At 64.5% G+C, this 22,021-nt stretch carries 22 protein-coding genes and 3 tRNA genes; 13 read left to right on the top strand and 12 right to left on the bottom strand.

All coding sequences use genetic code 11. The features are described 5' to 3' along the window. Window positions 1-28 precede the first annotated feature (28 nt). A complete protein-coding gene (locus EBI04_RS06145; protein ID WP_135256733.1) occupies window positions 29-238 on the top strand; it encodes a CDGSH iron-sulfur domain-containing protein in 210 nt (69 codons plus the stop codon). Here the strand turns inward: EBI04_RS06145 and EBI04_RS06150 are convergent. The 3 genes from EBI04_RS06150 to EBI04_RS06160 form a co-directional block, all read right to left on the bottom strand. Further along, on the bottom strand, window positions 235-624 hold the full coding sequence (locus EBI04_RS06150; RefSeq protein ID WP_206202079.1) for a glycosyltransferase: 390 nt from the start codon (window positions 622-624) through the stop codon (window positions 235-237). The two genes, EBI04_RS06145 and EBI04_RS06150, sit on opposite strands and share 4 nt — an antisense overlap. 110 nt (window positions 625-734) lie before the next feature. After that, the gene (treS, locus tag EBI04_RS06155) at window positions 735-3,644 is read right to left on the bottom strand and encodes a maltose alpha-D-glucosyltransferase (protein WP_135256734.1); all 2,910 of its coding nucleotides are present in this window, start codon (window positions 3,642-3,644) and stop codon (window positions 735-737) included. A 19-nt stretch (window positions 3,645-3,663) separates the two neighbouring features. Continuing rightward, on the bottom strand, window positions 3,664-5,727 hold the full coding sequence (locus EBI04_RS06160; protein ID WP_135256735.1) for a bifunctional alpha,alpha-trehalose-phosphate synthase (UDP-forming)/trehalose-phosphatase: 2,064 nt from the start codon (window positions 5,725-5,727) through the stop codon (window positions 3,664-3,666). 110 nt (window positions 5,728-5,837) lie between these two features. Between EBI04_RS06160 and EBI04_RS06165 the strand changes: the two genes are divergently transcribed. From EBI04_RS06165 to EBI04_RS06180, 4 genes are read left to right on the top strand one after another with little or no spacing between them, the layout of a single operon-like run. After that, window positions 5,838-7,424 carry an alpha-amylase family glycosyl hydrolase gene (locus tag EBI04_RS06165; protein ID WP_135256736.1) on the top strand — a complete coding sequence of 529 codons (1,587 nt, stop codon included), beginning with the start codon at window positions 5,838-5,840 and terminating at the stop codon, window positions 7,422-7,424. Between the two features lie 7 nt (window positions 7,425-7,431). Beyond that, a complete protein-coding gene (locus EBI04_RS06170) occupies window positions 7,432-8,076 on the top strand; it encodes a class I SAM-dependent methyltransferase (protein WP_135256737.1) in 645 nt (214 codons plus the stop codon). Next, the gene (locus EBI04_RS06175) at window positions 8,067-8,816 is read left to right on the top strand and encodes a class I SAM-dependent methyltransferase (RefSeq protein WP_135256738.1); all 750 of its coding nucleotides are present in this window, start codon (window positions 8,067-8,069) and stop codon (window positions 8,814-8,816) included. The genes EBI04_RS06170 and EBI04_RS06175 overlap by 10 nt, the downstream gene beginning before the upstream one ends. Window positions 8,817-8,873: 57 nt before the next feature. Further along, window positions 8,874-9,455 carry a DJ-1/PfpI family protein gene (locus tag EBI04_RS06180; RefSeq protein WP_135256739.1) on the top strand — a complete coding sequence of 194 codons (582 nt, stop codon included), beginning with the start codon at window positions 8,874-8,876 and terminating at the stop codon, window positions 9,453-9,455. 50 nt (window positions 9,456-9,505) lie between these two features. Here the strand turns inward: EBI04_RS06180 and EBI04_RS06185 are convergent. Both EBI04_RS06185 and lnt read right to left on the bottom strand, forming a co-directional pair. Continuing rightward, window positions 9,506-9,592, bottom strand: a tRNA-Leu gene (locus EBI04_RS06185). Continuing rightward, on the bottom strand, window positions 9,571-10,902 hold the full coding sequence (gene lnt / locus EBI04_RS06190) for an apolipoprotein N-acyltransferase (protein ID WP_135256740.1): 1,332 nt from the start codon (window positions 10,900-10,902) through the stop codon (window positions 9,571-9,573). Before lnt ends, EBI04_RS06185 begins: the two co-directional genes overlap by 22 nt. A gap of 69 nt (window positions 10,903-10,971) precedes the next feature. On the opposite strand from lnt, the gene EBI04_RS06195 reads away from it, so the two are divergent. Next, window positions 10,972-11,676, top strand: a complete 705-nt coding sequence (locus EBI04_RS06195) for a metallophosphoesterase family protein (RefSeq protein WP_135256741.1) — start codon at window positions 10,972-10,974, stop codon at window positions 11,674-11,676. Here the strand turns inward: EBI04_RS06195 and queG are convergent. Further along, window positions 11,584-12,732, bottom strand: coding sequence for a tRNA epoxyqueuosine(34) reductase QueG (gene queG / locus EBI04_RS06200; protein WP_135256742.1), 1,149 nt, complete (start codon window positions 12,730-12,732; stop codon window positions 11,584-11,586). The genes EBI04_RS06195 and queG overlap by 93 nt on opposite strands. Window positions 12,733-12,781: 49 nt before the next feature. Between queG and EBI04_RS06205 the strand changes: the two genes are divergently transcribed. The 4 genes from EBI04_RS06205 to EBI04_RS06225 all read left to right on the top strand — a co-directional run bounded on the left by EBI04_RS06205 (window position 12,782) and on the right by EBI04_RS06225 (window position 15,924). Beyond that, complete coding sequence (locus EBI04_RS06205; RefSeq protein ID WP_135256743.1) at window positions 12,782-13,780, top strand: homoserine dehydrogenase; 999 nt, start codon at window positions 12,782-12,784, stop codon at window positions 13,778-13,780. Window positions 13,781-14,245: 465 nt separating this feature from the next. Further along, entirely contained in the window at window positions 14,246-15,301 is a 1,056-nt protein-coding gene (thrC, locus tag EBI04_RS06215; protein ID WP_135256744.1) for a threonine synthase, read from the top strand. 12 nt (window positions 15,302-15,313) lie between these two features. After that, window positions 15,314-15,628: a hypothetical protein gene (locus tag EBI04_RS06220; RefSeq protein ID WP_135256745.1), complete on the top strand. Its 315-nt coding sequence runs from the start codon at window positions 15,314-15,316 to the stop codon at window positions 15,626-15,628. Continuing rightward, window positions 15,628-15,924, top strand: a complete 297-nt coding sequence (locus EBI04_RS06225; RefSeq protein WP_015717835.1) for a hypothetical protein — start codon at window positions 15,628-15,630, stop codon at window positions 15,922-15,924. The genes EBI04_RS06220 and EBI04_RS06225 overlap by 1 nt, the downstream gene beginning before the upstream one ends. On the opposite strand, the gene EBI04_RS06230 is transcribed toward EBI04_RS06225, so the two are convergent. Together EBI04_RS06230 and EBI04_RS06235 are read right to left on the bottom strand one after the other, a co-directional pair. Further along, on the bottom strand, window positions 15,897-16,235 hold the full coding sequence (locus EBI04_RS06230; protein WP_135256746.1) for a hypothetical protein: 339 nt from the start codon (window positions 16,233-16,235) through the stop codon (window positions 15,897-15,899). The genes EBI04_RS06225 and EBI04_RS06230 overlap by 28 nt on opposite strands. Beyond that, the gene (locus EBI04_RS06235) at window positions 16,228-17,661 is read right to left on the bottom strand and encodes an ATP cone domain-containing protein (protein ID WP_167481901.1); all 1,434 of its coding nucleotides are present in this window, start codon (window positions 17,659-17,661) and stop codon (window positions 16,228-16,230) included. Before EBI04_RS06235 ends, EBI04_RS06230 begins: the two co-directional genes overlap by 8 nt. Window positions 17,662-17,780: 119 nt before the next feature. Here EBI04_RS06235 and EBI04_RS06240 point away from each other — a divergent pair, with 119 nt between their 5' ends. The 3 genes from EBI04_RS06240 to EBI04_RS06250 all read left to right on the top strand — a co-directional run bounded on the left by EBI04_RS06240 (window position 17,781) and on the right by EBI04_RS06250 (window position 19,048). Then, entirely contained in the window at window positions 17,781-18,911 is a 1,131-nt protein-coding gene (locus tag EBI04_RS06240; RefSeq protein ID WP_135256747.1) for an integrase core domain-containing protein, read from the top strand. Then, window positions 18,891-18,965 (top strand) — tRNA-Cys (locus tag EBI04_RS06245). Before EBI04_RS06240 ends, EBI04_RS06245 begins: the two co-directional genes overlap by 21 nt. Window positions 18,966-18,971: 6 nt before the next feature. Continuing rightward, a tRNA-Val gene (locus tag EBI04_RS06250) sits at window positions 18,972-19,048 on the top strand. Window positions 19,049-19,078: 30 nt separating this feature from the next. Here the strand turns inward: EBI04_RS06250 and ttuA are convergent. Genes ttuA through EBI04_RS06270 form a run of 4 tightly spaced genes read right to left on the bottom strand, consistent with a single transcriptional unit; the run spans window position 19,079 to window position 21,999 of the window. After that, entirely contained in the window at window positions 19,079-20,041 is a 963-nt protein-coding gene (ttuA, locus tag EBI04_RS06255) for a tRNA-5-methyluridine(54) 2-sulfurtransferase (RefSeq protein ID WP_135256748.1), read from the bottom strand. Window positions 20,042-20,049: 8 nt separating this feature from the next. Further along, window positions 20,050-20,247: a sulfur carrier protein TtuB gene (ttuB, locus tag EBI04_RS06260; protein WP_135256749.1), complete on the bottom strand. Its 198-nt coding sequence runs from the start codon at window positions 20,245-20,247 to the stop codon at window positions 20,050-20,052. 4 nt (window positions 20,248-20,251) lie between these two features. After that, complete coding sequence (locus EBI04_RS06265) at window positions 20,252-21,379, bottom strand: acetoin utilization protein AcuC (RefSeq protein ID WP_135256750.1); 1,128 nt, start codon at window positions 21,377-21,379, stop codon at window positions 20,252-20,254. Next, a complete protein-coding gene (locus EBI04_RS06270; RefSeq protein ID WP_135256751.1) occupies window positions 21,373-21,999 on the bottom strand; it encodes a CBS and ACT domain-containing protein in 627 nt (208 codons plus the stop codon). Before EBI04_RS06270 ends, EBI04_RS06265 begins: the two co-directional genes overlap by 7 nt. Window positions 22,000-22,021 lie beyond the last annotated feature (22 nt).

Below are 22,021 nucleotides of genomic sequence, written 5' to 3' on the forward strand. Positions count from 1 at the left end.
TCCACTTTATCCCCGGTATCCTGAGGGCATGAAGCTTCGCTTCCGCCAGGATGGGCCCTACGTGTTGGACTTGCCCGAAGGAACTCCCTTCCGGCTCAACGGGGAAGAAAGGCGCCTGGAAAGGGCCAAGCTGGCCCTTTGCCGCTGCGGCCATTCCCGGAACAAGCCCTTCTGCGACGGAACCCACAAGGAGGTGGGGTTTCAAGCGGAAAGGGGGGAACTGGAAATAGAGCCCTAGAGGTCAGTCCTGGGGCGCAAGCCCTCCGGCAAGTCCAAGCGGCCGTGGAGGGTGGTCAGGGTAGGGGTTGAGCTGTGGCGGGCGAAGGGAAAGGCAAGGTCATCCACGTGGGAGTGAATGATGTCAAAACGGTCCGTCTCCAAGTAGACCTCCTCCAACATGGCCATGTGGAGGGCCAGACCATCCCTGGCCCCCGTAAGGCGCAACCCTCCCTCCGCCATAGGCACCAGGCGGGCACTGGTGCGGGAGTCCGCTGAGGCAAAGAGGGTAACCTCATGCCCGCGGCGCACCAGTTCCTCCACCAGGGCATGCACTACCCGCTCCGTTCCGCCATAAAACTTGGGTGGAACAGCCTCGTAAAGCGGCGCAATCTGAGCGATCCGCATGGCCCAACCCTCCTTTTGTCTGGTGGATACGGGAACCGGCTAGCCGCCCGAATCCCTAGCCGGACGGCCTTGCCCTGAACTTTCATTTTAGCAAAGCCAGTCCTAAGGCCCTAGCCCTTCCCGTCCCCAACCCTCCTTTGCCAGCGCTTAAGCACCTCTTGCCGGCTTGGCTTCTCCTCCCGCAAGGCCTGCTCCTGGGCCAAGGCCAGCATGACCTGGGGAAACCGCTCCAGAGACTCCAAAGCCTCTTGGGCCGCCTCCTGGTAGGCCTGAAAAAGGGCCTCCTCCAGAAAGTCCGTAGCGGGGTCCACCCAGCTTTCCGCCTCGGTTACTTCCTCGGCAGCCAGGTAAAGGGCCCGCTCCAGATCGTAGGCCAGCCGGGCCAGGTCCATAAGGGGCAGGCCCCGGGCTTCCTTTCCCAGGGCAAGAAGGAAAACCTCCCCTTCCACCTCCACAAAAGCCCCCAGGCCGCGGTTTAATAGGGGTACCCCATCCCCCTCCCCCTCTACCTCCCGCAAGGCCCGGTGCAGAAGGGCAAGCCGCACCCCCAGTAGCCGGACCAGAGCCTCGAGCTCTCGGAGGGCATCCGCCATCAGACCCAAGGCCCCTTGCCCCACCGGATGGTCCTGTAGCCGGGCCAGGCCCTCTCCCGCCAGCCTTAAGGCGTAGGCAAACGCCTCTTGGGGCCGACCGGAAGGCAGGGTGCCGGTAAGGGCAAGAACCCGCCGCTCCCGGCCCCGTTCCCAGTAAAGCCCACCCCCGGGCTTCAGGATCCAGGGGAGATCCAGGTGGGAAAGAAGCCGCTCCGTCCGGTCCAGCCAGCCATCCTGGACCAACCCCACCTGGAGCCAAACCCCTTCCCCCGCCGCTAGACCCGGGCGGAGGAGTTCCAAGGCCTCGGGAACCGGGCCCTGGTAACGGCCCCGGTAGTGGGCCCTGAGGCTTCGGCCCTCAAATCCCTGGGCAAGCCGCCTCAAGAGCAGGGTGTAGAAATCGGGGTCCTGGGAAAGCTCAAAGAGGTAACCCCCCGTGCCCCGCACCTGGGCAAAAACCCCAGGCCCCTCCCTTTCCGGGCGGAGGGCGATGGGCAAAAAGGCCTCTTGAACTACCCCCTCCCCCTCGAGGCGCAAGAGGGTGAGGTACAAGGGGGGGTCTTTCCGGAAACGAAGGGCATCCTTAAGCTCCACCCTTACAGGCCTCGAGGCCAACCAAGCCCGTTCCTTAAGGGCCTCCCCCAAGGCCCTTAAAAAGGCGGCCCGGGCCGTTTCGTCCACTAGGGTATCTATGAAGAGGCTCTCCACCCCCCCGGAAAGGGGGATGAAGGGCAGGAGGACTTCCACCGCATCCTCCCCGGATGCTGCCCAGTCGGGAAGGTAGAGGCGTTCCACCTCCTCTTTGGGCCTTAGGGCGAAGAGGCTGAAGCCGTGGGGCCCCAAGGCCAGGCGGTAGCGGCCCTCCACCGGGGGAAAAGGGTTCTGGGAAAAAAGCTCCACCGGGACCTGCCCCTCGTACCCCTCCAAGGGCAGGTCAAAGGCCTGGGTGTAGCGGGAGAGGTTCGCCACCACCAGGATCCTCTCCCCCTCATACTCCCTCTCATAAGCCAGGATGCGCCGGTTCGTCACAGGCAGTAGGCGCAAAGCCCCCCGGCCGAAGATCTTGGCGTACCGGTGGCGGATGCCTAGGAAGCGGCGGATGAAGTTAAGAAGGGAGTGGGGATTCTCCTGCTGGGCCTCCACGTTCACAAACTGGTAGCTGTAAGGCCCCTCGCTCACCGGAGGCAGAAAGAGGCGATGGTAGGGAGCGCGGGAAAAGCCCGCATTCCGGTCCGCCGACCACTGCATGGGGGTCCTTACCCCGTTGCGGTCCCCTAGGAAGGGGTTATCCCCCATGCCGATCTCGTCCCCGTAGTAGAGGATGGGGCTTCCCTTGAGGGTGAAAAGGAGGGCGTGGAGAAGCTCAAAGCGGCGCCTATCCCCGCCCAGAAGGGGCATGAGGCGGCGGCGGATCCCCAGGTTGATCCGGTACCGGGGATCGGGGGCATAGACCTCCCACAGGAACTCCCGCTCCTCCTCCGTGACCTTCTCCAGGGTCAGCTCGTCGTGGTTGCGCAGGAAAAGGGCCCACTGGGCAGCCTCGGGTATGCCTTCCGTCTCCTGAAGCATGGCCTCGATGGGCCCCCGGTCCTCCCGGCGCAGGGCCAGGAAGAGCCGGGGCATCAGGGGGAAGTTGTAGGCCATGTGCACTCCATCCCCCTCGCCAAAGTAGGGCAGGGTTTCCTCGGGCCACATGTTGGCCTCGGCCAAGAGGACCTTGCCGGGGCCATACCGCTCCTCTAAGGCCTTGCGCAGGCGCTTCACCGCCTCGATGGTCTCAGGCAGGTTCTCGCAACTGGTCCCCTCCCGCTCGTAGAGGTAGGGGATGGCGTCCAGACGGAAGCCATCCACCCCCAGGTCGGCCCAGAAGAACATCACCTGGTGCATGGCCCTTTCCACCTCGGGGTTATCCCAGTTGAGGTCGGGCTGGTGGTGGTAGAAGCGGTGCCAGTAGTAGGCCCCGGCCACCGGGTCGAAGGTCCAGTTGCTGGGCTCAAAGTCCTGGAAGATGACCCTAACCCCCTGGTACTTCTCCGGGGTGTGGCTCCACACGTAAAAGTCCCGCAAAGGGCTACCCGGCTTCCTGGCCTCCTGGAACCAGGGGTGGTCGATGGAGGTATGGTTGAGAACCAGTTCAACGATCACCCGCATCCCCCTTTCGTGGGCTTCGTCCAGAAAGCGCTGGAAGTCCTCCAGGGTCCCGTGGACGGGAAGGATCTGGTAGTAGTCCGAGATATCGTACCCGTCGTCCCGCAGGGGAGACTGGAAGAAGGGCATGAGCCATAGGGTGTTGACCCCCAGGGCCTCCAGGTAGGCAAGCTTCCTCCTCAGGCCCTCAAAGTCCCCGTAGCCGTCGTCGTTGGCGTCAAAAAAGGAACGCACGTGGAGCTGGTAGATAACCGCATCCTTGTACCAAAAGGGATCCACGATCCCCAAGTATGCGCCCCTAGAGGTAAGACTTCAAGTAGGCCAGGACCGCCTCCACATCCTTAAACCGCCCTTCCGCCCGGGTGGGCCCCGGGCCCACCTTAAAGGTCAGCCCTTTCCCCTCAAGGGCCTGGAAAGCGGACTCATCGGTGGCATCGTCCCCGATGTAGACAGGGGTGTGGCCGGGATGTCTTTCCAAAAGCCGCAACACCGCCTGGCCTTTGCTGGTCCCCTTAGGCTTGATCTCCAAGACCTTCTTCCCCGCAAGGGCCTCGAGGCCCAAGGCCTCCAAAAGCTCCCGCTGGGCGGCAAGCCACCCCTCCAGGCAGGCCCGGGCTCTTTCCTCATCCTCCGCCCCCCGGTAGTGGAGGGCCAGGGCAAACCCCTTATCCTCCAACCAAACCCCCGGGCAGGAGGGAAGTACCCGCCGCAGGGGGCCGAGGTCCACAGGAAAAAGGGGATGGCTTTCCCCACCCACCTCGCCTTCCTCCAAGCCATGCCCCCCCACCACCCTCAGGCCCGGAAGGGGTAGGAGCCTGGCCAGATCCTCCACCCGCCTCCCCGTGATCACGTAGAGGGGGTAGCGGACCATGAGCGCCCTTAGAACCTCCAAGGCCTCGGGGTGGGGAAAGGCCTCCTCCGGCCTAGGGGCGATGGGCGCCAGGGTGCCGTCGTAGTCCAGGAGGAAAAGGGGCTTTTCCACCCTCATCCCACCCCTTCGGGACCCCTGCCCCAAATGAACCTCCAAGGAGGAGAGGAAACGATCCGCCCAGCTTTGGGCATCCAAAGCCTCCACCCTCGCCTTCAACGCCCTAAGCCTCTCCTGCCGCTCCCCATAGGGCATGCGCAAGGCCCTATCCAGGGCGGCAGCCATGCCATCCAGGTCGTAGGGGTTCACCAGGAGGGCCTCCTTGAGGTACTCCGCTGCCCCGGCCAGGTTGGAGAGGACCAATACCCCTTCCGAGGAGGTGTAGGCATACTCCAGGGCCACCAGGTTCATCCCGTCCCGCAAGGGGGTGATGAGGGCTACGTCGGCGGCCCGGTAGAAAGCGGCAAGCTCCTCCTGGGTGTAGGTCTGATAGAAGTAGCGGAGGGGCACCCAGTCCTCCCGCAGGAAACCACCCAGGATGCGCCCCACCACCTCGTCCACCTGGCGCTTGAGCTCGCGGTAGGCGGCCACCTGGGTGCGGCTTGGGGTGGCGATCTGGAAAAAGGCCACCCGGCCCCGCCAGTGGGGGTAGGCCTGGAGGAAGCGTTCAAAGGCCAAAAGCCTTTCCCGGATCCCCTTGGTGTAGTCCAGCCGGTCCACCCCCAGGATCAAGCGGTCCACCCCGGCCAGGCGCCGTAGGCTCCTGGCGTAGGCCCCCACCTCTGGGCTTTGCGAAAGCTCGTGGAACCGGTGGGTATCGATGCCTAAGGGATAGGCCTCCACCCGCACGGTGCGCTCCCCCACCCGCACCCCGTTCCCCTCCACAGAAAAGCCGTAATAGGCAGCGGTACGCAGGAAGTTCTCCGCATACTCCCAGGTATGGAAACCCACCAGGTCTGCCCCCAGCACCCCCTCCACCAAGGCCCTTCCCCAGGGAAGGATGCGGAAAACCCCGCTGGAGGGCCAGGGAATGTGGAAGAAGAAGCCTATGGGGCCTTGGATCCTCTCCCGGAGCAGCCCAGGGAGGAGAAGGAGATGGTAATCCTGCACAAAGACCGTATCTCCCTTCCGGTGAACGCGGGCTACCGCCTCGGCAAAGCGGCGGTTTACCCGCAGGTAATCCTGGAAATACTCCCGTCTTAACTCTATCTTCTCTAGGAAGTAGTGGCAAAGGGGCCAGAGGATCCGGTTGGAAAACCCTCCATAGTAGCCCTGCCATTCCTTCTCGCTGAGGAAAACCCTTTCCAGCCGGATCCCGGTTTGCCTGGGCTGGGTCATGCGACCCCTTTCACTCCACTCCGCCGCAGCCACCCAGGTCCCTCCCCGGGCCTCGAGGACCGGCAACAAGGCGGTGGCCAGCCCCCCCACCGCGGGGACTAGGCCCTCGGCGGTCAAACGGAAGGGGGCACGGTTGGCCACGATAATCAGACTCACGAAAGTCAGTATAAACCGGGATCGGAAACTTATTCTGGATTCTATACACGATCAGAAGGATCTGTCTGGAAATCCTTCCACATGCCGTCCCGTTGCGGTAGACTCCGGGCATGTGGTGGAAGGAAACCGTGGTCTACCAGATCTACCCCAGAAGCTTCCAGGACACAAACGGGGATGGCGTCGGCGACCTCGAGGGCATCCGGAGAAGGCTTAATTACCTGAAGTCCCTGGGGGTGGGGGCCATCTGGCTCTCCCCCTTTTACAAGAGCCCCATGAAGGACTTCGGCTACGACGTGGCCGACTACTGCCAGGTGGACCCCATCTTCGGCACCCTCGAGGACTTTGACCGCCTCCTCAAGGAGGCCCATGCCCTGGGGATTAAGGTCCTCATCGACCTGGTGCCCAACCACACCTCGGACCAGCACCCCTGGTTTTTGGAGTCCCGCGGTTCCCGGGACAACCCCAAGCGGAACTGGTACATCTGGAAAGACCCTGCTCCCGGCGGAGGACCCCCCAACAACTGGCAGAGCTTCTTCGGGGGCCCCGCCTGGACCCTGGACGAAAGGACCGGGCAGTACTACCTCCACCTCTTCCTGCCCGAGCAACCGGACCTCAACTGGCAAAACCCCGAGGTGCGGGAGGCCATCTATGAGGCCATGCGCTTTTGGCTTAAGCGGGGGGTGGATGGTTTTCGGGTGGATGTCCTTTGGCTTTTGGCCAAGGACCCCCTCTTCCGGGATGAGCCAGGAAACCCCGAGTGGCGGCCCGGGCTTCCCGACCGTCTCCGCCACGACCACCTCTTCACGGAGGACCAACCGGAAACCTACGCCTATGTGCGGGAAATGCGCCAGGTTTTGGACCAGTTCAGCGAGCCAGGCGGGGAACGGGTCATGGTGGGGGAGATCTACCTCCCCCTCCACCGCCTGGTGCGCTACTACCGGGCGGGCTGCCACCTTCCCTTCAACTTCAGCCTGATCACCGAGGGCCTACCCCACTGGCGGCCTGAGAACCTCGCCCGCCTGGTGGAGGCGTACGAAAGCCTCCTTACCCCCTGGGACTGGCCCAACTGGGTCTTGGGCAACCACGACCAGCCCCGGCTGGCCTCCCGCCTGGGGGAAGCCCAGGCCCGGGTGGCGGCCATGCTCCTCTTCACCCTGCGGGGCACCCCCACCTGGTACTACGGGGACGAGCTGGCCCTGCCCAACGGGGAGATCCCCCCAAACAAAGTGCAGGACCCCGCCGCCCTAAGACAGAAGGACCGCACCCCCGCGGGCTACCACAGCCTGGGCCGGGACCCCGAGCGCACCCCTATGCCCTGGGATACCTCCCCTTACGCGGGTTTCTCCACCGTGGAGCCTTGGCTTCCCCTCAACCCCGACTGGCCGGTAAGAAACGTGGCGGTCCAGGAAAAAGATCCCCGGTCCATGCTCCAGCTGGTGAAGCGCCTCATCGCCTTACGCCAAGACCCGGGCCTGCTCCTTGGCTCCTACCGCACCTACCGGGCAGGGAATGGGATCTACGCCTACCTGCGGGGCGAAGGCCTTCTGGTGGCTTTGAACTTCACGGACCGGGAAAGGGCCTTGGAGCTACCGCAAAAGGGCCAGGTGGTCCTCTCCACCCATCTGGACCGGGAGGAGGCTGTGGGAAACATCCTGCGCCTGCGCCCAGACGAAGGCGCCGTGATCCGGTTAGGCTAAGGTCGGGATGCGGGAGGATCCCTTCGCCCCTTTGGCTGAGGCCTACGAGGCCTGGTACGAAACTCCCTTGGGAGCCTTCGTCATCGCCGAGGAGGAAAGGGCTTTGCGATGGCTCCTTCCCCCGGGGGAAAGCCTCCTCGAGGTGGGGGCGGGGACCGGCTACTGGCTGAAGCGCCTCCCTTACGCCAAGAAGGTGGGACTTGAACCCTCCTTGGCCATGCTGCGGGTGGGGCAAAAGCAGGTGCCGGAAGCCACCTGGGTGGCGGGCAGAGGGGAGGCCTTGCCCTTCCCGGAAAAGAGCTTCGACGCCGTGCTCATCTTCACCGTGCTGGAGTTCGTGGAGGATGTGGAAAGGGTCCTCCTCGAGGCCCGAAGGGTCCTAAGGCCTAGAGGAAGCCTGGTGGTGGGGATCCTGGAGGCCCTCTCCCCCTGGGCAGCCCTATACCGCAGGCTGGGAGAACAGGGCGTTACCCCTTGGGCCCAGGCCCGTTTCCTCGCCCGTGAGGACCTGGAAGGCCTCCTAGGTCCCCCCGAGGTGGAAGGGAAAGCGGTCTTCCTGGCGCCCGAGGCCAAGCCTCCCTTTGCCGAGGCGGACGGGGCAGGGAAGCGTGCGGGTAACCGCGGCGCCCTATACTTGGGAAGATGGCGGTAAAAGTCCTCTTCGCCCTCTACCCCCTTCTGCAAGGGGATTACCGGGCCGTGGAAAAGGCCCTTTCGGCCCTGGAGGAAAGCGGGGTGGTGTACCGGGTCCTGCCCACCCACTCCGAGGTTTCCGGGGAAGAGGGGGCCGTTTTCCAGGCCCTCCAGGCCGCATATCTGGCCGCGGCAGAGGAAGGGGCCACGGTGATGTGGGCCCTTTTCACCAACGCCTGCGAGGCCCGCGATCCCTTCCGCTCCCCTGAGCGCATCAAGCGCTTTCCCCCTTCGGAGATCACCAGGAAGGCCCTGGAGGGCCTAGGGGCGAGAAGCGCTTTGGACATCGGCACGGGAACCGGGGTCTTCGCCGAGGCCTTCGCCCGCCTGGGCCTTTTCACCGTGGGGGTGGACCCCAGGTCCGATCGCCTCGAGGTGGCCCGAGCCAAGGTGAAGAAAGCCCATTTCCTGGAAGCCCACGGGGAAAACCTCCCCTTCCCAGCCCAAAGCTTTGACCTGGCCTTCTTCGGCCTGAGCCTCCACCACCTGGACCCTATCCCCGCTTTGAGGGAAGCTGCCCGGGTGGCCAGGCGGGTGGTGGTCTTGGAATGGCCCTTCCGACAAGAAGAGGAGGGCCCACCCCTGGAGCACAGGTTTTCTCCTGAACAGCTTAAGACCCTCTTCCAGGAAGCCATAGGCCTCCCTCCTAGGCTATGGACCGAGGCCACCTACACCCTGGCTATTTTAGATCAACCTTGAACTGTCCCGGTACCAGGGCTAGAATGGAAGGGCCCTCAAGGGTGAAGGAGGTAAGGCATGGCCCGCAAGATTCTCTTTCTGGTGGGGGACTTCGTGGAGGATTATGAGGTCATGGTGCCCTTCCAGGCCCTGAAGATGCTGGGGTTTGAGGTGCACGCTGTATGCCCGGGGAAGCGCACCGGCCAGCGGATCCGTACCGCTGTGCATGACTTTGAGGGTGACCAAACCTACTCGGAAAAACCCGGTCACAACTTCACCCTCAACTACTCCTTTGACGAGGTGGACCCCACCCAGTATCACGCCCTGGTGGTTCCGGGAGGACGGGCTCCCGAGTATATCCGCCGCGAGCCCAGGGTGCTGGAGATCGTCCGTCACTTCTTTGAAACGGGAAAACCCGTGGCCGCCATCTGCCACGGGCTTCAGGTGCTCACCGCAGCCGGGGTGATGAAAGGGCGCAGGGCTACCGCCTATCCTGCGGTGGGGCCGGAGCTGACCCTGGCCGGGGCCCAGTATGAGGAGGTGCCGGTGGACCAAGCGGTAGTCGACGGCAATCTGGTTACCGCGCCCGCCTGGCCCGCCCATCCCACGTGGTTGGCTCAGTTCCTGGAGGTCCTAGGGGTTCGGGTAGAGGGGGTATAGGTTTCTCCAAGACTACAAGACTTCGGCCAGGCCCCTGGGGCCTGGCCTTTTGGTGCCGGGGGCGGGACTCGAACCCGCACGTCCTTGCGGACAGCAGATTTTGAGTCTGCCGCGTCTACCGGTTCCGCCACCCCGGCGCGCGCATCCTAAGGATAAGGCCCCAGAGGAAAAGCGTCAACGCCACCCCCACCGCCCAGTCCCCGTAGCGGACGTAAAGGGTACGGCCCTCCTTCAAGCTGTAGGGAGCCAGGAGGTACCCCTCCTGGTGTGGGGGAATCTGCGCCACCACCCGGCCATAGGGGTCTATGCTGGCGGTGATGCCGTCGTTTCCCGCCCGTAAGAGCCAGCGCCCCGTTTCCACCGCCCTAAGCCGCCCCAGGGCGAAGTGCTGCTTGCCGCCGAAGGAGGGACCATACCAGGCATCGTTGGTGAGAAGGACCAGCACCCCCGCCCCCTCCCCAACCAAGGTGCGGGCCACGGAGGGAAAGGCGGATTCGTAGCAGATCATGGTCCCGTAAGGGCCGAGGGGAGCCAGCCGGTCCCCTGGCGTACGGTCCGCAAGCTCCCCTAGGCCAAAGGCCTGGAAGAAAAACCCGTACACCTCTCCCAGGATCTCCCGGAAGGGAAAACGCTCCCCAAAAGGCACCAAGCGCACCTTGTCGTAATGGCCCAGGACCTGCCCCCCCTGGTATAGAACCGCCCGGTTAGGCCCGTAAAGGTTGAGGCCGGTGAGGAGGAGCCGGTCTTGAAGCAGGCGGTTGACTTCCTCGGGGATCCGCCACACCGCCGTTTCCGGCCAGACCACCAGTCTCGCCTCCGGGTACTGGGCCAAAGCTTCCTTGGTAAAACGAAGGTAGACCTCCTGATCCAACTCCCCTTGCACCTTGGCCAGGGGGTTAACGTTCCCCTGAACCAGAAGGGCCCTTTCCGGCCCTGCTTCCGGGGGCAAAGGGAAAAGCCACAACACCCCCCAGAGCAGAAGAATCCCGTAGCGCCGCTCCCTAAGGCCCCAGGCCACCAGCAAAACCCAAAGGGAAAGGAGGTAGACTCCCCCCCAGGCGGCCAGCACCCGCCCGGGAGCCTCCACCAGGCTGTAGCCTAGGAAACCCCAGGGGAAGGCCAAATCCCCTTGTTCCGTGAGCCATTCCCACACCACCCATCCCCCCACCCGGGTAAGGGGCGTGGGGGTCAGGGCGAAGAGGAACCCAAAGGAAAGGGCCTTGAGGAGCACCAGGGGCACGAAGGGCACCACCCCCAAGGGGCCGAAGAGCTGGGCGAAGCTTTGGGGAAGCCAGATAAGGTGGAGGCCCCAAAACCCTAAGCCCATGAGAAAACCCGTGCGAAAACCCCCCTGGAGGAGGAAAGCCAGGACCAAAGGGGCGAAAAAGCCCAAGGGGAAAGGGGGTAAGGTTAAGGCCAGGAGGAAACCCAAGAAGAAGGACCGCACCCCCTTACCATAAGGGGTTCAGGGTGGGTTGCCACGGGGTCCTCCTGAGGTCCATGAGAGAATGAGACCATGCGGCTCGGGATCCTCTCCGACATCCACGCCAACCTGCCGGCCCTCGAGGCTGCCCTCGAAGCCCTGCGGGATGAAGGCGTGGACGAGGTCCTGGTCCTGGGGGACCTGGTGGGCTACGGCCCCCATCCCAAGCAGGTCATCGGCCGCCTTCTCAAGGAAGGGCTTCCCGCTATCGCCGGGGCCTGGGACCTGAGGGTGGCCTATCCCTTGCCGGGAACCTTGCCCGAAGGGGTGGGCAAGGCCACCTTGGAATGGACCCGGTCCCAACTTTCGGGAAAGGAGCTAAACTACTTGCGCTTCTTGCGTCTTTCCCACCGCAAAACTTATGAAGGAAAACGCCTGGTGGCCTTCCACGGTACCCCTGGTAACCCCGAAAGCCACCTGGACCTCCTGGGCCCGGCCAACCAGCTTATGCCCCTTCTGGAACGGTACGGTGCCGCGGTTCTCCTCCTGGGAGGGCGTCACCTGCCCCTTTCCCGCCGGGTGGGCATGGGTCTTGTAGCCGATCCAGGGAGCGTGGGCCTAAGCCTAAGCGGGGAGCCCGGGGCCGATGCCATGATCCTGGACACGGGAACTCTCGAGGTCCACTTTCTCAAGGTGCCCTACGACCTAGGACCCCTCATCTTTGACCTCCGGGCCTGGGAACTTCCCCCCGTCCTGGAAAAGGTCTACCGCACCGGACGCTTCCCCAAGGAGGACTGAGGCCTCGACCCGAATCCCCTCATCGTGATCCCTTAGAAACCCCTCAATCCCCAAGCCAGCCCGGTAAAGGGCATGGAGGGCCGTGCGGCGCACCAAGGGGTGGGGATCCCGGGCTGCCTCCCGCAGGAGATCCTCCCCCAGGCCCAGGTTGCTCAGGACAATGAGGGCATTCCGGGCCATGTGGGCCCTCCCCGGACGAGCGAAAGCCGTGTCCCCGTACCTCCTTTGGAAAGCCCTTCCCGAGAGGCGAAGGAACCCGGCAAGGTCCGGGTGGGCCAGCTCTGGCTCCGGCCTAAAGCCCCGCCACACCCGGCCAAACCGCTCCCAGGGGCAGATTTCCTGGCAGAGGTCGCATCCCAAAAGCCACTCCCCTATCCCCGGCCAAAGCCCAGGAGGTATGAAGCCCTTATGTTCCACGGTGAGGTAGCTCACACAAACCCGGGCATCCAAGGTGCCATCCCCCAGAAGGGCTCCCGTGGGGCAGGAGGCAAGGCAACGGGTGCAGCGCCCGCAGCGGTTTAGGTGGAGAGGAAAAGCCTCCACTTCCAAGGAGGTGAGAAGCACCCCGATGAAGGCATGTACCCCAAACCCCGGGGAAAGGAACATACCGCTTTTCCCAACCCAGCCCATCCCGGAAAGGGCCGCCAGGGTGCGCTCGGGGATGGGACCGTGGTCCACGTAGCCCTTGGCCTGTACCCCCAGGCGCTGGGCCAGGGCCTCGAGGGCCTTCAGCTCCTCGCCAAGGAGCAGATGGTAGTCCCGCACCCAGGCGTAGCGGGCCACCCGACCCACCCGGACTCCCCCCTTGGGCATCCCGGGGTCGGGGTAGGCATAGGGGGCGAAGACCACCAGGGCGCTTCGCGCCCAGGGAAAGCGGTACTCCAGGTGGAAACGGGCCTCCACGCCTCGTTCCAGATAGGCCATTCCCCCGTGCCGTCCCTCGGCCAGGAAGCGCCGGAAGCGGCTTTCGGCCTCCTCAGGTAGAGCCAAGGGCGCCCAGGCGTAAAGGAGTCCCCGCTCCCCAAGGGCTTCCTCTAGAAGCGGGCGGACCTCCACGGCTTCACTTTAGGGCAAAGGCCGAGGGGAAGCCGGTATAATCCCCGGCATGGAAGAGGTGAAGATCGCCCTCCTGGGCGGAGGCACCGTGGGTAGCGCCTTTTACACCCTGGTCCAGGAACGCCTCGAGGACTTCCATGCCCTGGGCTTCTCCCCTCGGTTTCTGGGGGTACTGGTGCGGGATAGATCCAAGCCCAGGTCCATCCCCGACGAACTCCTGCACACCGAACCCCTGGACCTCCTCCAGGCGGACGTGGTGGTGGAAGCCATGGGTGGGGTGGAGGGCCCCCTTAGCTTGGTCCACCCTGCCCTGGAAGCGGGCATTCCCCTCATCACCGCCAACAAGGCCCTTCTGGCGGAGGCCTGGGAGGCCTTGCGCCCCTTCGCCGAGGAAGGGCTCATCTATCACGAGGCTAGCGTCATGGCCGGCACCCCGGCCCTTTCCTTTTTGGAAACCCTCAGGGGAAGCCGGCTTGTAGAGCTCCACGGGATCCTGAACGGCACCACCCTTTACATCCTCCAGGAGATGGAAAAGGGGCGGACCTATGGGGAAGCCCTCCTCGAGGCGCAACGTATGGGCTACGCCGAGGCGGATCCCACCCTGGACGTGGAGGGCCTAGACGCCGCCCACAAGCTCACCCTTTTGGCCAGGCTTCTTGTGGACCCTGTTTTTCCCTTCCCAGAAGTGAAAACCCAGGGCATTACCCGCCTCACCCCGGAAATCGTCCAAACCGCCCAAGCCCAAGGAGAAAAGGTACGCCTGGTGGCAAGCCTCTACGGGAAGGGTGGGCGCTGGCGCGCGGCGGTGGCCCCCAGGCGCCTACCGCAGGACCACCCCTTGGCCCGGGCTCAAGGCAACATCCTATGGGTGCGGGCAAGGCCCTTGGGCGAGGTCTTCGTGACGGGACCGGGAGCCGGGGGCGGGCCCACGGCCAGCGGCCTCCTTGCCGACCTCTTCCGCTTCCTCTCCGGGCACCTGGGCCACCTGCCCGCCCCGGCCCCAAAGCCTCCCACGGAAGAGGGAACCCCCTTTCCCGGGGTAGAATAAGGGCGTACCCTTTCTGGATCCCTTCCACCCCGTGAGGGATGAAGAACCTCAGGGCCGGGTACATCTTCAGCTCGGAGACCGGATTCCGGTTTCCCAGCGGGGCCGTGCTCTCTCCCGACGCCGTCTTTGAGATCCGCTCCTGGAGCCAAAGCTCTTAGGAACGCCGGCAAAAGGCCCAGGCTTACCTGGCCCAAGGGGCACGCCTGGTGGGGCTTGTGGACCCCTACGCCCATCAGGTGGAGATCCTCCGTCCTGATAGGGACGAGAGGTGCCAAGACCCGGAATCCCTCCCCTAGGACCCAGAGCTGCCTGGCTTTGCCCTAAAGGCCCAGGGACTTGGCCTGTAGGGCCATCCCGCCCACGCTCCGCCGGAGGAAAATCCCTGCCACACCGGGTTCCTCCACCCCCGTTAGGACATACCTGGAACCCTTGACGGCTTAGCCCCCCAGGGGGAAACATATCCCCATGCGGTTTCCCCTCATCGAACGGTACCGGGCCTACCTTCCCGTGTCCCCGAACACGCCCGTGATCTCCCTTTTGGAAGGCTCCACCTCCTTGATACCCTTAAAAGGCCCTGAGGAAGCCCAAAGACGGGGCATACGCCTCTACGCCAAGTTCGAGGGGCTAAACCCCACGGGAAGCTTCAAGGACCGGGGCATGACCCTGGCGGTTTCCAAGGCGGTGGAGGAAGGAGCGAAGGCGGTAGCGGCTGCCAGCACGGGAAACACTGCCGCCAGCGCCGCCGCCTACGCCGCTCGTGCGGGGATAAGGGCCATCGTCATCCTGCCCGCGGGCCACGTGGCCCTGGGCAAGGTGGCCCAGAGCTTGGTCCATGGGGCGCGGATTATCCAAATTGAAGGCAACTTTGACCAAGCCTTGGCCCTTACCAAGGCCCTCACCGAGGCCTATCCCGTGGCCCTGGTGAACTCCTTGAACCCCTACCGCCTGGAAGGCCAAAAGACCCTGGCCTTCGAGGTGGTGGACGAGCTGGGGGATGCCCCTCAGTACCACGCCCTGCCCGTGGGCAACGCCGGCAACATCACCGCCCACTGGATGGGCTACAAGGAATACCACGCCCTAGGCAAGGCGAGCCGCCTCCCCCGGATGCTGGGCTTCCAGGCAGCGGGCGCCGCCCCCTTGGTCCTGGGGCGGCCCGTGGAGAAGCCGGAAACTCTGGCCACCGCCATCCGCATCGGCAACCCGGCCAGCTGGCAAGGGGCCATGCGGGCCAAGGAGGAATCCGGCGGGACGATAGAGGCAGTGACAGACGAGGAAATCCTCCTCGCCTACCGCTACCTGGCCCAGGAGGAAGGGATCTTCTGCGAGCCCGCCTCCGCCGCCGCCATGGCTGGGGTGTGGAAGCTCCTCAGGGAGGACCGGTTGGACCCGGGAAGCACCGTGGTCCTCACCCTCACGGGCCACGGCCTCAAAGACCCGGCCACGGCGGAAAAGGTGGCCAAGCTTCTGCCCCCGGTGCCCGCGAGCCTCGAGGCGGTGGCCCAGGCTGCGGGGCTTTTGTGATAAGCTTGGGCCATGCCTGAAGCCAAGGACGCCCGCAAGAAGCCCAAGGAACCTTTCCCCGGAGCCTACTACCTGGCAGGGGCCATCACCATCGCCCTCATGCTTTTCTTCATGGTCCTGGGAGCCACCCTGCCCCCGGGGATTGCGGGGTTCCTGGTGGCCTTCGTCCTGGGCCTCACCGTGAACCCCAAGTACGTCCCCTTCTTTCTCGTGGCGGGGCTCTTCTCCGCCGTCATGGGCTTTTTGGGGCAGGAGCCCCAGGTGGCCTGGGGTGGGGTGGCCCTGGTTCTTTCCCAGGTGCTGGTCAAACGCTTTAACTGGACCTGATGAACCCTAACCGCCTATCCCAAAGCCTGGCTCTCCTGGGTGTGGCCGCTTATGCCTATTTCCTCTTCCTGCGCCCCAACCAGGAGGGAATGGCCCTGGCTGTGGGCCTCTTCGTGGGCACCATGGGCGTCGCTTATGGGGAGAAGCCCTTTCTTGTGCCCTTCTTTGTGGGGCTTTTCGCCTTGCTCTTCCTCCTTCAGCTCCTCTTCGGCCACCCCATCCCCTTCCTCACAGGGGGTGCCCTGGGGGTAGGCCTTCCCTACCTGGTCTACCGCTTGCGAAAGCCCGCCAGGTAAAGGAGGGCTCCAAGGAGCATCCCCTCTCCCAGGGCCGGCAGATAAAGAAGGAGTTCCCGGACATCCAGGCGCAGGTAGAGGAGGAGGGGCCAAGGGATGAGGGCCCAGGCCAAGCCTGGCCTGCCGTACCCCGCCGCCAGGAAGATTCCTGCACCCAAGCCTCTCAGGTAGGCCAGCCACCCCGAGCCCATCTCATTTTGATATACAAACCAAATAAGATTGGCCCAGATCCCCAAAGCCCAAAGGGGAAAGCGGTTCTGCCAGCGGAAGGCCAGGAAGAGGAGAAGCAAAAACCCCAGCACCTCAAGCACGGGCCACCTCCCGGGAGCCATGGGCCTCGAGGTAGGCCACCAGGACCTCCAAGGCCTTCTCCACCGCCTCATCCAGATCCTCGCCAGGGATGACGGGGATCCCCTCCTCCTGAGCCCAGCGGAGGAGGTGCTCCTGGATGAGGCGGATCTCGGCGAAGTGGGTGAGGTATTTCTCCTGCGGGCGGGCGTGGGCCGTCTCCCGGTCTCGGAGGAGAAAGCGGTCCCGGTGAAGCTTCTCGTCCTGAAGCACCACCAGCATGGGCACGGTGAGGACCCGCTCCCGGTAGGGATGCTCCAGGTAACGGGGAACCACGTGAACCCCTTCCAGAACGATGGAGGTACCCTCGAGGGCGCTTCGCTCCTGAATAGCCCGCAGGCCCACCGCCACCCGGGCCACCTGGTCCAAAAAGCCCCGCATCACCCGCACCTCATGGCTTTCCTCCCCGCTCAGGTCCGGCAGAAGGGCTTTCCAGGCCTCAAAGGTGGAACGGTGCAGGGTGGGAAGGAGGTCCTGGGAAAGGGAGGCCCGGAAGACCTCCCGCACGGCATCGGAGGGAACGATGTGGGTGATGCCCAAGCGGTAGGCCAGGGCCGAGGCCAGCACGCTCTTCCCCACCCCAGTCACCCCACCGATGAGGATGTGCACCGGGCGGGCGCTTCGCCTCAGGCTTCTAAGGAGCAGGTACCGCCTGGCCACCTCCTCCCCCGCTTCCTTGAGAAGGGCCTGGTACACCCTTTCCCGAAGCTCATTCCGCCGGATCACCCTCCGCCCCTCCTGGCGCAGGGCCTTTTCCATCTCCCGGGCCAGCCGGTAGGCCCGCTCAGGGGAAAACCCAATGCCCATGAGGGACTGGGCCAGGATGCCTTTGGAAAAGGGCATGCGGGGTTCGCCGCTTTCCTCCTCCACGAAAAGCTCCCCGGCGAAGGCCTGGCGCTGGAGGTAGCGCCTGCGAGCCCCCTTGCCCAAGGCCCGGCCCACCACCTGGGCCACCACCTCCTCCAGGCGGCGGGCGGAGATCTGCCTGACCCCTTCCTGCCTGAGGTACCCTTCCACTTCCTTGGCCAGGTCGTGGGCTTCCTTCAAGGAAAAACCCGCCTCCTCGAGGCTCCTCGCCAGGAGCCCTTTGGAGAAGGGACGCCGCTTCCTCCCCTGGAGCACCAGGATCTCCTCAAAGGGCAGGGTCTGCCTGGAAAGGCTATCCGCCACCTCCTCCCCCAGGGCCCGGGCCACCTCCTCCAGGAAGACCTTGCGCAGGAGCCTAGGGGGCACGGCCAGCTGCCCTTCCGCCTTCAACCGCTCCTCCACGGTGTGGGCCACGGCCTGGGCAGCCTCGAGGGGCACCCCCAAGGGCAGAAGGGCCTCCACCAAAAGCCCTTTGGAAAGGGGCCACCGGCCTCGCCTTAGGCGCACGAAAACCTCAGCCACTCTCTGGCATCATAGCATCTTCCCTTCAGGAAGGGGCTTTCTGAACCTGGACAGACACATGTGAGACGCTGAATGGGATAAAAAGATGGGGAACCGACCCTGTAGCGGAGGTTCCCCATATGCAGCTTACCTCGTTTGGCCGAGCGATAGGGCAAGGGGCTAGCCAAGGGACAAGACTGGCCGAAGCGGGGGCAGGCGACCCGGATGTCCAGGAACGCCTTCGCAAGGTGAAGTTGGTGAAAGCCCTGCGGGAGAGCAAGCGGAGCTGGGAAGAGATTCGGGAGTTTTTAGGCATCAGCCGGGCCACCTACTACCGTTGGGAAAGGGCTTTGAGGGAGAAGGGGCTAGCCGGACTCAAGCCCAAGTCCCGCCGCCCCCGGCGCCTGCGGGGAAAGGTGCACTGGAGGCCCGAGCTTCTTTCGCGGGTGGAGGAGCTGAGGAGGGAGAACCCCACCTGGGGGCGGTGGCCCATCTGGCTCACCTTGCGCCAGGAGGGCTTCCGGCTAGGGGAACGGACGGTGGGCCGGATTCTGGCCTATTTGGAGGGGAGGGGACGGGTGGAGAGGGTGGCCTGCTTTCTGGCCCGGAGGGGGAGAGGGAAGGCCAGGGGAAGACCTAGGAGACCCTACGCCCGGGGTAAGCCCCGGGGATACGAAGCTCAAGCCCCTGGGGACCTGGTACAGGTGGACACCTTGATAGTGAGCCTGGGACCGGGGGAGGTGGTGCGGCACTTTTCGGCGGTGGACCTCTTTACCCGCTATGCCCTGGGGGAGGTGCACAGCCGGGCCACGGCGAGGCTAGCGGGGGAGTTTCTGTCCCGACTGGTGGCCCAGGCGCCTTTCCCCATCCGGGCGGTACAGGTGGATGGGGGTAGCGAGTTCATGGCGGAGTTTGAGGAGACATGCCGACGTTTGGGGGTTGCTCTTTTCGTGCTGCCTCCCCGGAGCCCCAAGCTCAACGGGCACGTGGAGCGGTTGCAACGGACTTTTAGGGAGGAGTTTTATACCCGAGCTTTGCCCACGAGGGTGAGCGAACTACAGGCGGAGCTCAATGCCTACCTTGACCACTACAACCGCAGAAGGCCCCACAGGGCCTTGGGTGGCCTTGCTCCCTTGGAGTTCCTGGCTAAGATATGGGGGGAGTCGGTTCCCCAAGGTGTCTCAAATGTGGTGGCCAATTACACTTTCTTGACAGCCTTTTTCCCAGCGTGCTATCCTGACTTACGGCTTGGCGCCGTAGCCAAGTGGTAAGGCAGAGGTCTGCAAAACCTCCATTCGCCGGTTCGAATCCGGCCGGCGCCTCCAAAGTGTGGGCGCGTAGCTCAGGTGGCCAGAGCACTACCTTGACACGGTAGGGGTCGGTGGTTCAAGTCCACTCGCGCCCACCAACCCCCCCGGGAGGCATCCCGGGGGCTTCCTTATAAACGCACCACCAGGGCCTGAGGCTGGAACTCGGCTTCCTCCGGGAGAAGGCGCCGCTTCTTGGCCCGGCGGTACACCGCATCCCACATGCGGCAGAAGGAGCAGACCGCCCCCGTGGTGGGGTAGCCGCACCGCTCACACTCCTGCAGCCGCACCTCCTCGGCTCCCTGCAGGCGGGGCCGGATCCTATCCAGAAAACCTTCCAGAAAGCGCAGCTTGGCCCCCGGCATCTCCCGCTCCACCAGATTCAGGGCCTCTTTGTAAAGAAGGCTCTTGGCCCCCTTGGCGTTGGGGCACTCCTCGTGCAGGTAACGGATCTCCCTCAGGAGGGTGTAGGAGAGGACCTCCCGCTCGCTGAAACGGAAGAAAGGCTTGACCCGGGCAGCGAGGCCCGGGCGCTCGGGAAGCACCGGCCCCTGGCGGACCAGAGCGTCCTCCTGGGGGTTCAGGAGGTTACCGAAGAGGACCGCCGCCTCGTCGTCCAGGTTGTGCCCGGTGGCCACCACCCTGAAGCCCCCCTCCACCGCCACCTGGTTGATGATGTACCGCTTGGAAAGGCCGCAGGCAGAACAGGCCACCCGCCCCGAAAGCTCCGCGAGCTCCGGCACGCCAAAGCCGTAGGCCTGGCGGAGGTCCACCACCCAAAGTTCCAGGGCCCGCTCCTGGGCAAAGGCCTGGGTGACTTGAAGGCTCCTTTCCGAGTATGCCCCGATGCCAAGCTGCAGATGGAGCCCCACCGCCTTATAGCCCAGCTGCCAAAGCACATCCCAGAGGGCCAGGGAGTCCTTGCCCCCGGAAACCGCCACCAAAACCGGCTCGCCCGGTTGGAGCATCCTGTGGCGGCGGATGGCGCGCTCGGTTTCCTTGACAAACCACTCCAGGTAGTGCTCCTTGCACAGGGAAAAGCCCCTGCTCCGAAGCTCCACCTGGGCTTTCTGGCCGCAAACCTTACACACCATGGCTGCTTTCACCCCCCGGAGATGGCGGAGAGGACCTCGAGGGTCTCCCCTTCCCCCACCCTCTCCTCCAGGGTGAGAAGCTCCTCCCCCCGGATCACCACCACCGTCTCCGGGTTCAAGCCCAGCTCCAGGAGGATCTCCTTCAGGGGCCTATCCCCTTTTACCTCCACCTCCTTGCGCTCGGGAAGGCGCAACACCAGCTTCATCCCGCTAGTGTACCAGGTGGGGGCGCACCAACTCCGTGAGCCTTTCCAGGGTAAGGCGGTTCCGCTTCTCTATCTCCTGCCTCCTGGGAATCTCCGGGTAGGGCACCTCGGGATCGTGCAGGGTGGGGGTAAGGGGGTTGCCAAGCCTCGCCTCCCACTCCCGAAGCCACCCCTCCGGCAGGCGCTCGGGAAGGGGAAGACCATGGAAGACGTGGTAGAGGAGGGCCCAAATCCGCACGGTGGCGTCCAGGCTGTACCCACCCCCCAGGGTGAAAAGCACCCTCCCCCCCGCATAGGCCTCGGCGTACTCCAGGATGAGGGGGAAGATGCGGGCATAGGCCCGGGTGGTGAGAAGAAGATCGGCCAAGGGATCCAAGAAGTGGGCATCGGCCCCTGCCTGCACCACCAGCACATCCGGGCGGAAGGTGGAAAGGGCCCAGGGCACCAGGACCTGGAAGACCTCCAGGTAGCTTTCGTCCTCGGTAAAGGGCTCCAGGGGCAGGTTGAGCTTCCTCCCCACCCCCTCTCCCCGCCCGATCTCATGCACGTGGCCCGTTCCGGGGAAAAGGTAGCGCCCCGACTCGTGGAAGCTCAGGGTCAGGACCTCCTTCTCCTCGTAGTGGATCCACTGCACCCCATCCCCGTGGTGGACGTCTATATCCAGGTAGGCCACGCGAAGCCCAGCACGGGTCAGGTGGCGGATGGCCACGGATAGGTCGTTGTACACGCAAAAGCCGCTGGAGCGGTCGTACTGGGCGTGATGTAGCCCTCCGCCCAGCTGGAGCACCCACTTCTCCCCAGCCAGGATCCGCCGAGCTCCCTCCAGGGTACCCCCCACCAGGATCCTAGCCGCCCGGTCCATGCCGGGAAAGAGCGGGGTGTCCCCCGTGCCCAAGCCGTAATGCTCCAAATCGGGCACCCTCTCCCCCCGGGTTGCCGCCTCCACCCGCTTCACCAAGCGCTCGGAATGTACGGAAAGCACATCCTCCCGGGTGGCCTCTTGTGGAACCAGGGGTTCACGCCACACCCCCAGGGCTTGAAGAAGGGAGGTGAGCATCTCCAGGCGCACCGGGCTGAAGGGATGGCTGGGACCGAAGTTGTACAGGCGATACTCGTCCCGGTAGATCACCATGGTTTCTTGGGGGGCCAGAGCACCTCAAATCCCTCCTGGCGTAGCCCCTCCGCAAGAAGGTGGGTTTCCAAGGTATTCACCCGCACCACCGCCCGCACCCTATCCCCATTCTCTGGATACGAGAGGAGGGAGTGGATGTTGATCCCCCGGCCCGCCAAAAACCCCGTGAGCCGGGCCAGTTCTCCCACGCGGTCGGGAAGGCGGACCTCGAGGCGGCCCGAGGGCTCGGTGACCCCGGTGAGTTTAAGGAGAGCATCCAGGAGGTCTATCCCCGTGACGATCCCCACCAAAACGCCATCCTCCAGCACGGGCAGGCAGCCGATCTTCCTTTCCCGCATCACCCGGGCGGCCTCTTCCACGGGATCCAGAGGGTGGGCGGTGACCACCTCCTGGGTCATCACCTCCGCCACGCGGGTGCACCCGGGGCAAGGCCCCTTGGGGTTAAGGTGACTGGTGGCCAGGCGGATATCCCGGTCGGTGATGATCCCCACCAGCCTTCCCTCCCCCATCACCGGCAGGTGACGGATGCCCTTCTCCAAAAGGAGGCGGTAGGCCTCCTCGAGGGTCACCCCGGGCTCCACCGTCACCACCGGGAAACGCATCACGTCTTGGACCAACATGAAAAAGTATACCCCGACGGGA

It is taken from the genome of Thermus caldilimi, from assembly GCF_004684245.1.
GTDB classification, from domain to species: Bacteria; Deinococcota; Deinococci; order Deinococcales; family Thermaceae; genus Thermus; species Thermus caldilimi.

What these genes read in the sequence shown, in the direction of transcription:
- EBI04_RS06170 (WP_135256737.1), top strand. Translation starts at nt 7,432, where the DNA reads ATGCGGGAGGATCCCTTCGCCCCTTTGGCTGAGGCCTACGAGGCCTGG.
- EBI04_RS06180 (WP_135256739.1), top strand. Translation starts at nt 8,874, where the DNA reads ATGGCCCGCAAGATTCTCTTTCTGGTGGGGGACTTCGTGGAGGATTAT.
- EBI04_RS06195 (WP_135256741.1), top strand. Translation starts at nt 10,972, where the DNA reads ATGCGGCTCGGGATCCTCTCCGACATCCACGCCAACCTGCCGGCCCTC.
- EBI04_RS06205 (WP_135256743.1), top strand. Translation starts at nt 12,782, where the DNA reads ATGGAAGAGGTGAAGATCGCCCTCCTGGGCGGAGGCACCGTGGGTAGC.
- thrC (WP_135256744.1), top strand. Translation starts at nt 14,246, where the DNA reads ATGCGGTTTCCCCTCATCGAACGGTACCGGGCCTACCTTCCCGTGTCC.
- EBI04_RS06220 (WP_135256745.1), top strand. Translation starts at nt 15,314, where the DNA reads ATGCCTGAAGCCAAGGACGCCCGCAAGAAGCCCAAGGAACCTTTCCCC.
- EBI04_RS06270 (WP_135256751.1), bottom strand. Translation starts at nt 21,999, where the DNA reads ATGTTGGTCCAAGACGTGATGCGTTTCCCGGTGGTGACGGTGGAGCCC.
- EBI04_RS06165 (WP_135256736.1), top strand. Translation starts at nt 5,838, where the DNA reads ATGTGGTGGAAGGAAACCGTGGTCTACCAGATCTACCCCAGAAGCTTC.
- EBI04_RS06265 (WP_135256750.1), bottom strand. Translation starts at nt 21,379, where the DNA reads ATGGTGATCTACCGGGACGAGTATCGCCTGTACAACTTCGGTCCCAGC.
- EBI04_RS06145 (WP_135256733.1), top strand. Translation starts at nt 29, where the DNA reads ATGAAGCTTCGCTTCCGCCAGGATGGGCCCTACGTGTTGGACTTGCCC.
- EBI04_RS06175 (WP_135256738.1), top strand. Translation starts at nt 8,067, where the DNA reads ATGGCGGTAAAAGTCCTCTTCGCCCTCTACCCCCTTCTGCAAGGGGAT.
- ttuA (WP_135256748.1), bottom strand. Translation starts at nt 20,041, where the DNA reads ATGGTGTGTAAGGTTTGCGGCCAGAAAGCCCAGGTGGAGCTTCGGAGC.
- EBI04_RS06150 (WP_206202079.1), bottom strand. Translation starts at nt 624, where the DNA reads ATGCGGATCGCTCAGATTGCGCCGCTTTACGAGGCTGTTCCACCCAAG.
- EBI04_RS06225 (WP_015717835.1), top strand. Translation starts at nt 15,628, where the DNA reads ATGAACCCTAACCGCCTATCCCAAAGCCTGGCTCTCCTGGGTGTGGCC.
- EBI04_RS06240 (WP_135256747.1), top strand. Translation starts at nt 17,781, where the DNA reads ATGCAGCTTACCTCGTTTGGCCGAGCGATAGGGCAAGGGGCTAGCCAA.
- ttuB (WP_135256749.1), bottom strand. Translation starts at nt 20,247, where the DNA reads ATGAAGCTGGTGTTGCGCCTTCCCGAGCGCAAGGAGGTGGAGGTAAAA.